Source organism: Psychrobacter sp. JCM 18902, from assembly GCF_904846615.1.
GTDB lineage: Bacteria > Pseudomonadota > Gammaproteobacteria > Pseudomonadales > Moraxellaceae > Psychrobacter.
In genome coordinates, this window is record NZ_CAJHBK010000001.1 from 328737 (window position 1) to 344329 (window position 15593).

At 42.7% G+C, this 15593-nt stretch carries 12 protein-coding genes; all 12 read left to right on the top strand.

What is annotated here, in order from left to right; genetic code table 11:
- Positions 1–100 precede the first annotated feature (100 nt).
- The 12 genes from JMY05_RS01445 (at position 101) to JMY05_RS01500 (ending at position 15503) form a co-directional block, all read left to right on the top strand.
- Entirely contained in the window at positions 101–1390 is a 1290-nt protein-coding gene (locus JMY05_RS01445; RefSeq protein WP_045444847.1) for an adenylosuccinate synthase, read from the top strand.
- Between the two features lie 318 nt (positions 1391–1708).
- Positions 1709–2125 (top strand): lysozyme inhibitor LprI family protein, encoded by a 417-nt coding sequence (locus JMY05_RS01450; protein ID WP_045444850.1) that lies wholly within the window; start codon positions 1709–1711, stop codon positions 2123–2125.
- A 438-nt stretch (positions 2126–2563) separates the two neighbouring features.
- Positions 2564–2995 (top strand): nucleoside-diphosphate kinase, encoded by a 432-nt coding sequence (gene ndk / locus JMY05_RS01455; RefSeq protein ID WP_193011877.1) that lies wholly within the window; start codon positions 2564–2566, stop codon positions 2993–2995.
- 419 nt (positions 2996–3414) lie between these two features.
- Entirely contained in the window at positions 3415–4656 is a 1242-nt protein-coding gene (gene rlmN / locus JMY05_RS01460; RefSeq protein WP_045444853.1) for a 23S rRNA (adenine(2503)-C(2))-methyltransferase RlmN, read from the top strand.
- Between the two features lie 213 nt (positions 4657–4869).
- Positions 4870–5820, top strand: a complete 951-nt coding sequence (pilW, locus tag JMY05_RS01465; RefSeq protein WP_227678069.1) for a type IV pilus biogenesis/stability protein PilW — start codon at positions 4870–4872, stop codon at positions 5818–5820.
- A complete protein-coding gene (locus tag JMY05_RS01470; RefSeq protein ID WP_201613987.1) occupies positions 5817–6629 on the top strand; it encodes a helix-turn-helix domain-containing protein in 813 nt (270 codons plus the stop codon). Before pilW ends, JMY05_RS01470 begins: the two co-directional genes overlap by 4 nt.
- Before the next feature lie 133 nt (positions 6630–6762).
- Positions 6763–7878, top strand: a complete 1116-nt coding sequence (ispG, locus tag JMY05_RS01475; RefSeq protein WP_045444859.1) for a flavodoxin-dependent (E)-4-hydroxy-3-methylbut-2-enyl-diphosphate synthase — start codon at positions 6763–6765, stop codon at positions 7876–7878.
- A gap of 64 nt (positions 7879–7942) precedes the next feature.
- Positions 7943–9232: a histidine--tRNA ligase gene (gene hisS, locus JMY05_RS01480; RefSeq protein WP_201613989.1), complete on the top strand. Its 1290-nt coding sequence runs from the start codon at positions 7943–7945 to the stop codon at positions 9230–9232.
- 55 nt (positions 9233–9287) lie between these two features.
- Positions 9288–10073, top strand: coding sequence for a YfgM family protein (locus tag JMY05_RS01485; RefSeq protein ID WP_045444862.1), 786 nt, complete (start codon positions 9288–9290; stop codon positions 10071–10073).
- Between the two features lie 243 nt (positions 10074–10316).
- Positions 10317–11525, top strand: coding sequence for an outer membrane protein assembly factor BamB (gene bamB, locus JMY05_RS01490; protein ID WP_045444865.1), 1209 nt, complete (start codon positions 10317–10319; stop codon positions 11523–11525).
- Between the two features lie 377 nt (positions 11526–11902).
- The gene (gene der / locus JMY05_RS01495; RefSeq protein WP_045444868.1) at positions 11903–13345 is read left to right on the top strand and encodes a ribosome biogenesis GTPase Der; all 1443 of its coding nucleotides are present in this window, start codon (positions 11903–11905) and stop codon (positions 13343–13345) included.
- A gap of 220 nt (positions 13346–13565) precedes the next feature.
- The gene (locus tag JMY05_RS01500) at positions 13566–15503 is read left to right on the top strand and encodes a sensor histidine kinase (protein WP_045444870.1); all 1938 of its coding nucleotides are present in this window, start codon (positions 13566–13568) and stop codon (positions 15501–15503) included.
- The last annotated feature ends 90 nt before the right edge of the window (positions 15504–15593 follow it).

Below are 15593 nucleotides of genomic sequence, written 5' to 3' on the forward strand. Positions count from 1 at the left end.
TTACCATTTTTTAACGTCTTTAAAATCAAGATAACGAAAGTTATCACAGGTTTTAAACCGTTATTGCACACACCTCAATACATAAAGGTAAGGATTGATCATGGGTAAGAATGTCGTAGTTTTGGGTAGCCAATGGGGCGATGAAGGTAAAGGTAAAATCGTCGATTTACTAACCGAAAAAGCTTCAGCAGTTGCACGTTTTCAAGGCGGACATAACGCTGGTCACACGTTAGTTGTCGATGGCAAAACCACCATCCTACATTTAATCCCATCAGGTATTTTACGTGAAGGCGTTACCTGCTTCATCGGTAACGGTGTGGTATTAGCACCTGACGCCTTATTAAAAGAGATGAAAGAGCTAGAAGATAACAACGTACCTGTACGTGAGCGTCTGCGTATCTCTCCAAACTGCCCACTTATCATGCCGTATCATGTGGCACTTGACCAAGCACGTGAAGCAAAACGCGGTACCGGTAAAATTGGTACGACAGGTCGGGGTATTGGACCTGCTTATGAAGACAAAGTAGCCCGCCGTGCTATTAAGCTTGCTGACTTGTTCCGTGATGATTTAGAAGAAAAACTCCGCAACTTAATTGAATATCATAACTTCCAACTGACTCAATATTATAAAGTTGAAGCGATTGATTTTGATGAGACACTTAAGCTTTGCCAAGAGTGGAAAGAAGAGATTAAAGGTATGGTTACTGATGTAACCGAAGACCTTAATCAATTGCGTCTGGCTGGCAAGAACCTGATGTTTGAAGGCGCGCAAGGTACATTACTTGATATCGATCATGGTACATATCCGTTTGTGACCAGCTCAAGCGTAACTGCTGGCGGCGTGTCTACTGGTACAGGTATCGGTCCATTGTACTTAGATTACGTACTTGGTATCACTAAAGCTTATACTACCCGTGTCGGTAGTGGTCCATTCCCAACTGAACTATTTGATGATGTTGGTGCGCATTTGGCTAAAGTCGGTCATGAATTTGGTGCGACCACTGGTCGTGCGCGTCGCTGTGGTTGGTTCGATGCGGAAGCATTACGCCGTGCCGTGGTACTGAACTCTATGTCAGGTATCTGCTTAACTAAGCTTGACGTATTAGATGGTCTTGAAGAGTTACTAATCGGTGTGGGTTATAACTTGCCTGAAACTGAGTGTGCAGGCGCACATGATGCTGAATTCTATGAGTCAGTAACGCCTAAATATGAGACGATGCAAGGGTGGAGTGAGTCAACCGTTGGTATCACTAACTATGATGAACTTCCAGAAAATGCTAAAAAATACATCAAACGTATCGAAGCGTTGATTGGTTGCCCAGTTGATATTATCTCAACCGGTCCTGACCGCGAAGAAACAATTGTATTGCGCGACCCGTATGATGCTTAGTTTCTTATCATAAAACTTAATTAGTTTAAGCGTTCATAAAAAATCCCAGTGCTGAGCATTGGGATTTTTTTATGAGTAATGTCTTATGAGTAAATTCTCATCATTTTTTATTATGCTAACTATTATTAATGGCAAGTGATAAAAAGTGTTAATCACTATTAATTTCTAATGATAAAAAATCAAGATATCTGGCAATTGAATAAATTGAGATAAGAAAAAATAGTATAAAAGAGAGAATTGCTAACATTATTCTGGTTTAATTGGTATATTATGTCATAAATGAATGTAATTTTATCAATATATAAAAAGGAAAACGTGATGAAAGCGACTATTATCAAGCACTCTATAGGCAAAACAGCTTTAGCGCTGCTAACGTCTGCGGCTTTTATGTTTCCTATGCTGTCATGGGGCGCGCAAAACTGTGATAAACCCAACAATGATTTTGATGATTTATATTGCTTAACGAAAGTATATTTAGAAGCGGATAAAGAGCTGAATAATTCTTATGCAAAATTGGCTAAGCAGTTAAATAGCCAGCAAAAATCCAAATTAAAGCGCGCACAACTGGCGTGGATACGCGAGCGTAATGACCAATGTAGTTATAATAATGATGAAGGATTTTTTGTCAATATGGGCTGTGCGACTCGGGTGACAACTGAGCGAGTGAACTTCTTAAATGATCGTGTGCGTGAATGTAGCGCTGGCAGTTGCCGCGACAGCCGCTTAGGCGAGTAGTTGTTTTTTAGTATTGCTTGAAAGCAGTGACCTTCATAGCTGCGTATTAATAAAATCCCTTAGCATTATATGCTGAGGGATTTTTGTTGGTAACACTTACATAGAGTTTTCGCCAAGTTGGTTTTATGCTCATTAATGACAAAGATAGTTAGTGATGAGATACGTAGGGTAAGAATCTGCTATTGATGAATGCTCACTTTGTCTTAAGATAAGCTGCGGTAATAAATTTACTTTTATGCAAGGTGCGGTCATAAATTAACCCTATCATTTATAGCGCTAATCATTATAATAGGCAGCAATCCTGTGTTGGCGCTCATATTATCGCATTGATAGACCATGAGTTATTTAAATATGCCTAAGTCAACATTGCGGCCAAAGATAAAACAAAGTATTTACCATCTCATTTTTATCGAATTCATTATTTATTAGGAGCTTTTCATGGCTAACGAACGTACTTTATCTATCATCAAACCTGACGCAGTAGCTGGCAACAATATCGGCGCTATCTACGATCGTTTTGAAAAATCAGGTCTAAAAATTGTTGCCGCTAAAATGATGCAACTTGATGATAAAAAAGCGGGCGGTTTTTACGCTGAGCACGCTGAGCGTCCATTCTACAACGATCTAGTATCATTTATGACTTCAGGTCCAGTATTGGTATCTGTATTAGAAGGCGAAAATGCGATCGCTAAGCATCGTGATATCATGGGCGCTACTAATCCAAAAGACGCCGCTGAAGGCACTATTCGTGCTGACTTCGCTAGCAGCATCGATGAAAACGCGGTTCATGGTTCAGATTCAGCAGAATCAGCAGCACGTGAAATCAGCTACTTCTTCAATGAAGATGAAGTTTGTGCACGTACGCGTTAATATAGTAAACCAAATATAGGTTGTTACGGTGTCAGACTCGCTTAATGTACTCAATGTACAATTGGCGCTCGTCTTCCTTGTAACAGATCTATATTTGATTCACTATGCGCTAATGGTTTATAAAATTGATTTAAATTATTAGTGTAGCGAGACGGCTTATATCTTTTGGTATAAGCCGTTTTAGCTATTATAATAGTCTGACTATGCATTGAAATTTTAGTGTTGAAATTTCAACTTTTCTCCCTCATTATTGGTTTTATATAGCGTTATCAATCCTTTATCAGCATATTACTTTCGGTTTTTGGTAAAAAATGCGCTCATAACGGATTGCTTATGCACTCATATATTGAGTACGTCTAGCAACACCCATCTCAACAATTGCATCGCTTATACCAGTAGATGCAAAAAGGTTATTTATTATGTCAACTGCTCAAACTCCTATTCAAACTGACGTCCAACACGTACCTGCTAAGACTACTAAGAGTATAAAATTAGTAGACGAGGCGCAGGCGAAAACCAATCTACTAGGTATGACACAAGCGCAGCTGGCGGAATACTTTAAGAGTATTGGCGAAAAGCCGTTTCGCTCGACGCAAGTCATTAAGTGGATATATCAGCAGGGTGTCACTGATTTTGAGCAAATGACCAATCTGAGTAAATCTTTGCGTGATAAATTATCAGCCAATGCCTGCGTCATTCCGCCAAAAGTGATTCATCGTCAATACAGCGATGATGGTACGCGTAAATGGGTATTTGAAGTCACGGGTGGCTCGTTGGTCGAGACCGTATTGATTCCCGCAGATGATAGTAAATTAAACGGTCGTAAAACCTTGTGTGTCTCTTCGCAAGTGGGCTGTGCGCTCGACTGTAGCTTTTGTAGTACGGGTAAGCAGGGCTTTGAGCGCGATTTGACGGCGGCTGAGATTCTTGGACAGTTATGGGTGGCAAATGCCTCTTATATGACCGATGAAAATGATAGTTTAGAAAAAGTTGACCATAGTTTATGGGAAAACAACGTCACCAACGTCGTCATGATGGGTATGGGCGAGCCGTTATTAAACTATCGTCCCGTTGTCAGCTCGATGGAATTGATGCTCAGTGACCATGCTTATGGTTTATCAAAACGCCGCGTTACTTTGTCGACTTCAGGTGTGGTGCCAAAAATGTACGAGTTGGCACAGGAGCTTGACGTGGCTTTAGCGATTTCATTGCACGCACCAAACGACGAGCTGCGTAATGAATTAGTGCCGATCAATAAAAAATATCCATTAGAGCAGCTCATGGCGGCAGCGAGAAATTACGTTTTTGAAGTCAATCCGCGCCACAAAAAACACGTGACTATTGAATATGTGATGCTAGATGGTGTCAATGATAGTAATGAGCATGCTGAGCAATTGGTCGCATTATTGGGCGATTTACCGAGTAAGATTAACTTGATACCATTTAACCCGTTCCCTCATGCAAATTATGATAAGTCGAGTAATAATCGTATTCATGCCTTTAGCAACATATTAAGTGAAGCAGGTTTTGTTTGTACCATACGTCAAACACGCGGTGATGATATTGATGCGGCATGTGGTCAATTGGTTGGGCAAGTGGCTGACAGAACCCGTCGTTCAGCCGCGTGGCAGCAAAGCATCAAGGATCGTGAAAGTGTTTAGTATGATGGTCATATAAATGGTGAATAGACATTTTCGATGTAGCATCGTATTTGTCTTTTATCTGTCGCAATGGTAATAAAAATGTAGCAATAACGATTAGTTTGGATGTGCACAGCAATTAATGACAACTAAATTGTACTTATGCGGGCTAAATCTATTAAACTGATGCCTCGAGGATCGAACGCATTGAATCACAGTTTTATGATGGCGGCTATGATGACTTCTAGAAATTCTTGTCAGTTCAATTATCAAAAAATATTTTCTCAGACTTATAAGCGATTGAGTACAGCGAATGGACTAGGGGCTATTGACCCAGTAGCGATGTCGAAGCGTACGGTATTAGTGACGGCGTTGGTAGGGCTGCTGCTCACTGGTTGTCAAAGCACGCCGACCAATGATTTGACAAACATCGCGGCTTATCAAACGTCTACGCGACCCAATGACAATCGTAACTTAGATCAACAAGAAATTGCTCGCGTGCGCACTTCACTTGCCGCGCAATATATCCGCAAAAATGAGCTTGATACCGCTCAGCGCCAACTCGAAAAAGCCTTTGCTGCTGATAGCCGTTACGCGCCAGCCTATGATATGATGGGCGTTTTGCTGCAGCAAGAGGGCAGTCGACTCAATCTCGAAAAAGCCGATCAGTATTTTAAAAAAGCGATCACGCTTGATAAAGATTTTGAGCAAGCCCACAATAACTATGGCGTTTATTTGTCACAAATGAAGCGCTATCGTGAGGCGGCAGAGCAGTTTGAGATTGCAGGTTCAGCATTAGGTTACGAAGGTCGTATTGGTGCGCTAGAGAATCTAGGGCGCACTTACTTACAGCTAGGGGATCGCAGTGCGGCTGCTAAAGCATTCTTGCGGGCACTTGATGGCAATCGTAATAGTATTATTGCCCATATCGAGTTGGTCGACTTATTGCTTGAGCAGCAACGTGTTCCCCAGGCTCAAAGGCTTTATGATGAAACCTTGATACTGGTGCAAGGGCAGGGCATTAGCCCGCGCTTGCTATTACAAGGTATCAAATTGGCCGCTGCACAAAATAACATAACGACGCGCCAGCAATTGGCACAGCAGCTTTTATCTGCTTATCCTTTAAGTGATGAAGCAAAACAACTTAAGACTTGGCTTAACAATCCAGAGGCACCATGGAAATGACCACCCCATCATTAAACACTCAATCTAACGCTCAGGGATCATTTGGTGCCGTGTTGCAGCAAGCCCGTAAAAATAAGCAAGTCAGCTTAGACGAGGTAGCTGCCGAGTTATTTATTTTAAAGCGTCATTTGCAAGCGCTTGAGAATGAAAATTTTTCGGAGATGCCGCAAGCTGCTTTTGCCCGTGGGTTTGCCATCAATTATGCTAAGTTTTTGGGTTTAGATCCTGTAAAAATAGCGACCAGCTTTGATGCCGCTTATCCTACGGAGCTGAAAGCAAAGTCAGTGAATAACACGGATACGCCACTGCGACCTATGGGCACGTTGCAACGTGATACGCACAATCGTATTCGTTTTAACCCACTACTGATCATCGCCGTTATTGGTGTCATTATTTTAGCGATTTTCTTATTTCGCATGGTGAGTAATGCAAGTAAAGAGAATACCGAGCAGCCAGTATCGACGGTCGAAGACGTCTCAGCGATAGAGCAAGCGCAAGGGGCGGCAATCAATACTGATGAGATGGGCGTTGGTGCCTCTGGCTCTGCTCTAAACTTGGGCGGCGATGCAAGTCCAGCGTCTTTAGATGTCAAACTGACGGATACCGCCGTCGTGAGTATTACTGATGCCTCTGGTAGTAGTTTAATGAGTGGCTCGCAGACATCTGGGGATTATAAACTGTCAGGTACGCCGCCGTTTAATGTACAAATTGATAATGTTGATAATGTCAGCATAATGCTTAACCAAGAAGCAGTTGCGCTAAATACTTATGCAGCGGATAAGCAAGCCGATTTTGAGTTAGCGCCTTAACTTTTTAAGCGGCTGATTTTGAATGCTAGTCTTATCGACTGCTGTACAAGATTTATTTTTAAAAGTTGCTATCTGCAAGCTATTATAAGTGTGTTTTTTCTGCGTTTTTTCGCTTTAACTGAAGGGTTTGTCTATGTCAACGTCAGCGCCTATTAACCGTCGCCTTACCAAAAAAATATATGTCGGTGATGTCGCGATTGGTGGTGATGCGCCGATTAGTGTGCAGAGTATGACCAATACAGATACTTGCGATGTGGCAGCAACTGTCGCCCAAATCGAACGCTGCGTTGAAGCTGGTGCGGATTTGATGCGGGTGTCGACGCCAACGATGGATACGGTCAAAGCTTTTGGCGAAATTCGTAAGCTGGTCAGTGTGCCTTTGATAGCTGATGTGCATTTCGACCACAAAATTGCGTTAGCAGTTGCCGAAGCAGGGGCTGACTGTCTGCGTATTAATCCAGGTAACATCGGTAGCGATGCCAAAGTACGTGAAGTGGTCGCCTGTGCCAAATATTACAATATCCCTATTCGTATCGGTGTCAATGCAGGCTCGCTCGAAAAAGACATTCAGCGCAAATATACCGAGCCAACTGGCGAGGCGATGCTTGAATCAGCCATGCGCCATATTGATATATTAGATCGTCTAAATTTTGATCAATATAAAGTATCGGTTAAAGCCAGCAATGTGTTTTTGACCTTGGATGCGTATCGCCTGATTTCTGCCCAAATTGATAATCCGCTGCATTTAGGCGTCACCGAGGCGGGCGTTTATCGTACGGGCGCGGTTAAATCTGCGATTGCACTGGGCGGTTTATTATTAGATGGCATCGGTGATACCATTCGTATCTCACTGGCGGCAGAGCCTGAAGAAGAAATTAAAATCGGCTTTGATATTTTAAAATCGCTCAATATACGTTCTAATGGTGTCAACTTTATTGCGTGCCCAAGCTGCTCGCGCCAAGAGTTTGATGTGATTAGAGTCATGACCGCTTTAGAGTCGCGCTTAGAAGACATTCGTGAACCGATGAACCTGTCTGTGATCGGCTGTAAGGTAAATGGTCCTGGTGAAGCGAAAGAGGCCGATATTGGCATTGTTGGTGCCGCACCAAGATCCTTGGTATATCGTATGGGTGAAAAAAGCCATCTTATCGATACCGACAATTTGGTCGATGAAATAGAAGGTATGGTACGTGCACATGCCGAAGATTTGGCTAAAAAACGCGAAAATGAAATTATCCGCGTAAAATAAAACACTATTATGAGCAAAAAATAAAAGAAACACTTGTTAAAATTTTTAAGGATACGACCGTACCATGATTAAAGCTATCAAAGGGTTTAATGATATTTTGCCTGATCAGTCCGCAAAATGGCTGCATTTAGAAGCGATATTGGCTGAAGTACTGGGCAGATACGGCTTTGAGCATATTCGCTTGCCAATCGTTGAGCAAACCGATTTGTTTGCGCGTGCCATTGGCGGCGCGACTGATATTGTCGAAAAAGAGATGTATAGCTTTACCGATAAGTCTGAGCCACCAACGCCGTTGGCTCTACGCCCTGAAGGTACAGCAGGGGCGGTGCGTGCTGTGATTGAGCATAACTTGCTGCGCGGTGATACGCCTAAATTATGGTATATCGGTCCAATGTTTCGCTATGAGCGTCCACAAAAAGGTCGTTATCGTCAGTTTCATCAAATAGGTGTTGAAAGCTTTGGTAGTGCCTTACCAGATGCTGACGCTGAGCTGATCGCGATGACCCATCTGATGTGGCAGGAGTTGGGTCTAAAGGATGAGATGCGCTTGCAACTCAATAGTCTAGGCGAGCTGGATGAGCGTTATGCTTATCGCGAAGCATTGGTTGCTTATTTAACCGATAAAAAAGATCAGCTGGATGAAGACAGCAAGCGCCGCTTGACCACCAATCCGCTACGTATTTTAGATAGCAAAGAAGCAAGCACCCAAGCTCTATTGGTAGACGCGCCTAAGCTTGCTGACTTTTTAGGTGAAGAAAGCGTGGCGCATTTTGAGCAAGTACAAGCCTATTTAACAGAGCTGGGTATTAATTTTGAGATCAATCCACACTTAGTACGCGGTCTTGATTATTATAACAAAACGGTTTTTGAGTGGGTGACCGACAAGCTTGGTAGCCAAGCGACTGTTTGTGCAGGCGGCCGTTATGATGGTTTGATTGGGCAACTAAAATCCATCGGTACTGATGGCAATAAGCAAGTAAAATCTGAGCCTGCTGTTGGATTTGCCATGGGGCTTGAGCGTTTGTTATTGTTAATGGAAGCGGTTGCGCCGATTGCTGATGTTCCCGCTTGCGATGTTTTCGTGGTTGCGCATCCAGAAGTTTATAGTGCGGGTATTGGCTATGCCCAACGCCTACGCTATAGTCGCCCAGATATTCGGGTGAAAATGGCGAGTGCGACGAGCCTAAAAGCGCAAATGAAGAAAGCCGATAAGTCAGGTGCTGCATTGACCGTTATTATTGCGCAGCAAGAGCTGGATGATAATACCCTCAGCGTTAAAGACATGCAGACGGGCGAACAACAGACGGTTGCGACAGATTGGTTGTCGAGCAAAGAAAATTTTATCCGTCAGTAATCGATTGCGGTTTTAGCATTAGCAATTTAATAACACTTTTATCAGGTAAACACATATGGCTCTGACACCCAATTCGCCGAATGCAGACAATTCAATGCAAGCGTTAAAGCAGTATGGCAGCTATATTGTCACTGCGATTTTGTTGGCACTGGCCGCTTATTTTGGTTGGACATATTGGCAGGACAACCATGCGCGCGTAGACACCGTTGCAGCAGATCATTATGCAGACATTCAGCGGTTGAATGAAGAAGTCAGTTTGGCCTCACAAAACCCTGATTTGGAAGCAGAAGCACAAGCAGCACTTGCCCAAAGTCGCACCCAGCTAAATAAAGATATTGATGCGCTAGTCAGCAAGCATGGTGAGTCGGTTTACGCTTGGCAGGCACTGATGATTAAAGCGCGTCAGCAAGTAGATAATAATGAATTTACCGAAGCAAGTGAAACCCTCAAAAAAGCATTGGCTATTGACTTAGGTGATGCAGGTTTACAGGCAATTACTCGTTTGCGCTATGCGACAACGTTACTAGCGGCAGGCGATACGGATGCTGCATTAGCAGAAGCCAACAATGATATGCCAAGCTCATTTGAAGCCAGCCAACAAGAGTTGTTAGGGGATATTTATTTGGCACAAGATAATAAAGACTCAGCGATCAAGTCTTACAATAATGCTTGGGAGTTGTTACGCAATCGTCAAGAGACGCGTGCAGTATTGGCATTAAAGATGGAGAGTCTGGGCATCGTACCTGAGCCTATCGACGAACCAGTCAGTCTGATTCAAGAGTCAAGTAATCCTGCACAGCCCTTGGTGGAAGAAAATGCTGCTGCCGAGGTTGCGCAATAATTGTATAGTGACAAGCGCTGTTAACCAATAATAGCGTTTGCGTTCTACCTAATGCCTGATAATTGCTAGTCAATAGCGCGTATCTACAACCGTTCTACAAGCTAAGTGGTGCAGTAAAACAATAGCGTCGCATAGACCACTAGCACTCATTGAATGTGCTTGGTGAGTACTAATCGTCGATCTTACATTTACTGATAACCAATTTACTAATTAATAATAATTTATTTGTAGTGAGAACTCATAATGACTCAATCTATTCGCTCTAGCAAGATATCAAAAGCTAAAACCATCAAATCGACGGTGATGCATGTGGCAGTATTGGCAGTGATGGGCACTGCAGTGATTGGGTGTAATCGCGGTATTAAACCCGTCGTCAATGATCCAGTCAAGCTGGTACAGATTGCTGAGCCTATCAGTGTGTTGCAACCGGTTTTTAGCACAGATATTGGCAATAAAAAAGCCAGTAAGAAAGATCCATTAGACTTGGAAGTAGGTTATGTCAATGGCCAAATCGTCACTGCATCGCGCGGTGGGGACTTGACCGGCTTTAACAGTGCAGGCGAACGTTTATGGTCGATCAACGTTGGCGATCAAATCACGGGCGGTGTTGCTTTAGATGCTTTAAGCCAAACAGCGATTATTAGCACACGCGGCGGTCAAGTGATGGCATTTGATAGTGTGACTGGCGCAAAACGCTGGCAGAAGCAGTTATCAGGATCAGTATTGACACCCGCTTTAATTACCAATAACCGTGTCATTCTATCAGCGAACGATGGCTTTTTACATGGCTTGTCACTACAGACAGGTCAGTCTGTCTGGCAGTTTGCCACACAAGTGCCAGCCATCAGTGTACGCGGTAGTGCGGCGCCAACGTTATTAGATAGCAAAACGGCATTATTGGCGACTGCTGATGGTCGTTTACATGCGGTGACGACTGATAGTGGTTTACCGCAGTGGTCAAGACGTGTTGGCGTTGGCACTGGTAGTAGTGAAGTTGAGCGCATGAGTGATGTCGATGGTACGCCGATCGTCGATAAAAACCAGCTATTTGCCATCAGTTATAGTGGTCAGTTATTAGGTATTGATTTGGCTTCGCGTCAAGTCATGTTTGTCAACGAGCTTGCCAGCTTAAAGTCACTTGCTGTAAATAACCAGCAAGTGATTGGTACCAGCTTAGAGGGCAAAGTGGTTGCCTATAATCGCAGTAATGGTGAGGTTCTTTGGGAAAGTGAAGAGCTGGCTTATCGTCATTTAACCAATCCTGTAATGATTGGCAATTATATTGCCGTGGGTGATTTTGACGGCATGGTACACTTATTCGATCCAGCTAGCGGTAAAATCGTTAGCCGTGTACAAACTAAGGGTGCTTTGAGTAGCTTGCAAGTACAAGGCAGCCGCTTGATGACACAGAGCACATCAGGACAGGTTGCTATTTGGCAGTTAGCCCGCTAATCTTTTTATCAGTTAATGCTTACTTAGATAGTATGTTTGATATTATCGTTAAGCCAACTGATGGATTGCAATTTTAGAGAACACAAACGCTGCTTCGTCAGCGTTTAGTGCCTTGTGTAAATTGCTTGTTTAAATACAGGCTTTCGCGTACTCTATGCGACCGATGCGCCGTAGGTGCTATCCATATATATTATTTATCATTTAGTCATCTTATGTACCACTTGCTAATTGTAAAATAGCTGACTATTATTTTTACTATTGTTTTATCATTCATTTTAATTTGCGGTCAAGAGCAGCTTATTCACGACTACTGTTATATCACTGGTTATAAGAATAACTGTACTGCCCGCCATTGTGCCTTTCACTGAGAGTAACCCATGAGTATCAAGCCTGTGGTCGCCTTAATTGGTCGTCCAAACGTCGGTAAATCCACCTTATTTAATCAGTTCACAAAAAGTCGGCAGGCATTGGTTGCTGATTTGTCAGGACTGACTCGTGACCGTCAGTACGGTGATGCGACCTATGAAGACAAATCTTTTATCGTTGTAGACACTGGTGGTATTGGTGAGGCGGATGACGGTAGCGGCAACATTGATGACTATATGTCTGAGCAATCACATACGGCGATTCATGAAGCAGACATCATCGTATTTGTGGTAGATGCTCGTGCTGGTATGATCGGCGCAGATGCTGAGATTGGTAAGTTTTTACATACACTTGGCAAACCAGTCTATGTGGTTGCCAATAAAGTCGATGGTGCTCACGACGCTGCACCTGCCGAATTTTATGCATTAGGATTGGGTGAGCCATATCCGATGGCGGCAAGTCATGGTCGCGGTGTCGGTAATTTGCTTGAAATATTGACGGCTGATATGCCTGAGCAAGAGAATGTCGTAGAGCCAAAAGGTTTGAAGTTAGCGATCATAGGTCGTCCAAACGTTGGTAAATCGACGCTAGTCAATCGTCTATTGGGTGAAGACCGAGTAGTGGTTTTTGATATGCCCGGTACCACACGTGACAGTATTTATATTCCTTATACACGTGAGGGTAAGGACTACGTCTTAATCGATACTGCTGGTGTACGCCGCCGCGGCAGAATTGATGAAAAAGTAGAAAAATTCTCGGTCATTAAAACCCTGCAAGCAATCGAAGATTCTAACGTAACCGTTATTGTTATTGATGCGCATGAAGGTATCGTTGATCAAGATTTGCATATGATTGGCTATGCGCTTGATGCGGGTCGTGCTTTAGTTGTTGCGATTAATAAGTGGGATGGTCTGACTACTGATCAGAAAAATTATATCAAGATTGAGATGGATCGCCGCTTTAACTTTATCCCTTATGTAAAAGTGCATCTAATCTCAGCACTACATGGCACTGGTGTGGGTAATCTATACCCGTCTATCTTGCGTGCTTATAAATCTTCGATGTTTGAAGTATCAACCAATCGTTTGACTCAGATTCTGCAAGATGCGGTGACAGCCAATCCACCACCAACGGTTGCTGGTCGCCGTATTAAACTGCGCTTCGCTCACATCGGTGGTCACAATCCGCCCGTGATTGTCATTCATGGTAACCAGACCAGTGCATTACCTAAGAGCTATCAGCGTTATCTGGAGAACCAATTCCGTCAAGTATTTAAGCTCGAAGGCACGCCGCTCAACGTTGTCCTTAAACAAAATGACAACCCATATGCCAACAAGAGCGATACACCAACCAAAGCGAAGACGCAACAGTTGCGCCAACGCGAGCGTAATCGGGCACAGAAATTTACTACCAAAGATAAGCAGAAATTCACCAATAAAGATAAAAAGCGTTAATTTAGCAAAATGATGATGGTCTTTATATTGTTGTAGTAAATAAAGACTGTTTTATTCTATTGTTCATGCTTCTCTGTAATGCGCTATATCATGATGATTATATCGGTCATCATGATATATTAATACGTTGTTAAGTTTTATTAACATGTGATATTTCCCTCACTACTCCTACAAAATACCTGTACTATAATCAAAAGTTTTCTTAACTCAGTTAAGTAATATGAACAACCGTCCCTCTCAAACCATCTCTACGCTTATTTGGCGTTCTGTCGTACAAGCCATTATTTTGGCTGTGTTGGCAGGTTTCTTGATGTCTATCGTTTATGGTTTGTTATACCACTATAAAGAGAAGCGTCAGCATATCCAGCAATTGGCTACCATGTTGACCACTAGCGCATCGACAGCCGATGGTGCTGATATCGTGGCTGAGCAGGTTAGATTCTTGTTAGAAAGTGAACCCAGCATTAGAAGTATTTTATTTTATTCAACACCCAAACCTATTGATGAAGTTAATCAGTCCAGAGATGATTGGAAGAATGCCTTATTTGCAGATACTGTCAGCTTCAATTATCCCGTTACCAGTGACGATATCGGTGATGATAGCGCGCTAGATACGTTAAACATCAGTCAGCAATCGTCCATGACTTTATCAAATAGTGAGCAAGAATCGTCAGCGTCTAGTGAGGCCAATAAAAATAGCGCGTTAGTTGGATATATTAATCTCACTTTAGATGTGAACACCCTGCGTTCACATTGGTTTCGAAGCAATATATTGCTATGGCTTATCACCACGATATTGACGGTACTTTGGGTATTGTACATTCTGCGCAAACTCAAATGGCCAATCAGAGATATTGAAGCTTTGAAAGAAGTCTGTCACATCGTTGTAAAAAACCCAGAGCTTGAGCAGTTACCAGTGATTCCACAGCTTTTTGAATTTCAGGAACTGGTGCAAATCAAGCAAACTTTGGCTGTATTGTTTGATCGTTTACAGAAAGTCCAACAAGATTATGAGGCGCTTGCTATTTTTGAGCAGCAATTACACAACAAAGACGTATCCCTCGATGTGCAGCTGCATAACTTTCAAAGCATGATCACCCATGAGCTGAAAACTTCGCTAAATGCTATCGTAGGCGGTTTACAGCTGTTAGATTACGATACCCTCAATAGAGAACAAAAAGATGCGGTTGAAATTATCAGTGACGGTAGTGATAAATTGGTGTCGTCGCTTGATCATATTATTCAATTGAATCAAATACAAAAAGGTCAGATGAGTATTAATTGTATTGCGTTCAATCCATTGCAGTTAATCGCCGATCTGTTGGCAGAATATGAGCCTATTGCCCGGCAAAAAAGGCTAGAGTTGATCAGCCGTATTCATCATATAGACTATGGTTTGGAAGGGGATGCGGAAAAAATAAAACAAATATTATCGATATTATTGAGCAATGCGATTAAGTTTACTCCAGCGGGGCAGGTGACTATTACGTCGCAATTGACCCATTTTGATAAAAGCAATCGCTGGCAAATCAGTGTAAAAGATACAGGTATTGGTATCGATAGCACTCATATCGATGATATTTTTAATCCGTTTTTCCAAGTGGATTCATCACAAACTCGTCAATATGAAGGCTCAGGTGTTGGTTTGCCAGTCGTCAAGCAAATGGCTCAGCTGATGGGCGCTACTATAGAGGTAGATAGCACGTTAGGGTCAGGCACCCAATTCATGCTGACCATATCGATGACCAATAAACAGCAGTCTCGGCAGCAGCATTTATTGGCTGGATTGACTATTATTTACTATTATTATCATGAAGTTGGGTTTTTAGCGAAAGAGTTAGAGCGTTTAGGCGCGACGGTCATTTATCGTCAGCATGAAGCACTGGTTATAGAGGAGATGAGTATAAGACAGGTGAATATGGTGATGTTTGCGGAAGATATTTTTCCAAGTAAAGCTGAGTCGTTAGCCAAGCGTATTCGTCAATTTGAAAGTGAACATCGGGCTTTATTGGTATATTGGTATCCACCACATCGAGCGAAGCAGTTAGATAGCTTTGAGCATGGTTTAAAAGCAGCTGGTGTCGATTACTGTTATAGCGCCACTTATAAAGATAAAGCATTAAGCGACTTGCTTAAGCGCTGGTTGGTATGGACGTAATAGGTCAAAGTATTTGTCACGCTTACCGTACTAACCTCGTTTAATATACTCGATTGCCTTTCATTTACTCATTTACTGTAAATAGTTTCG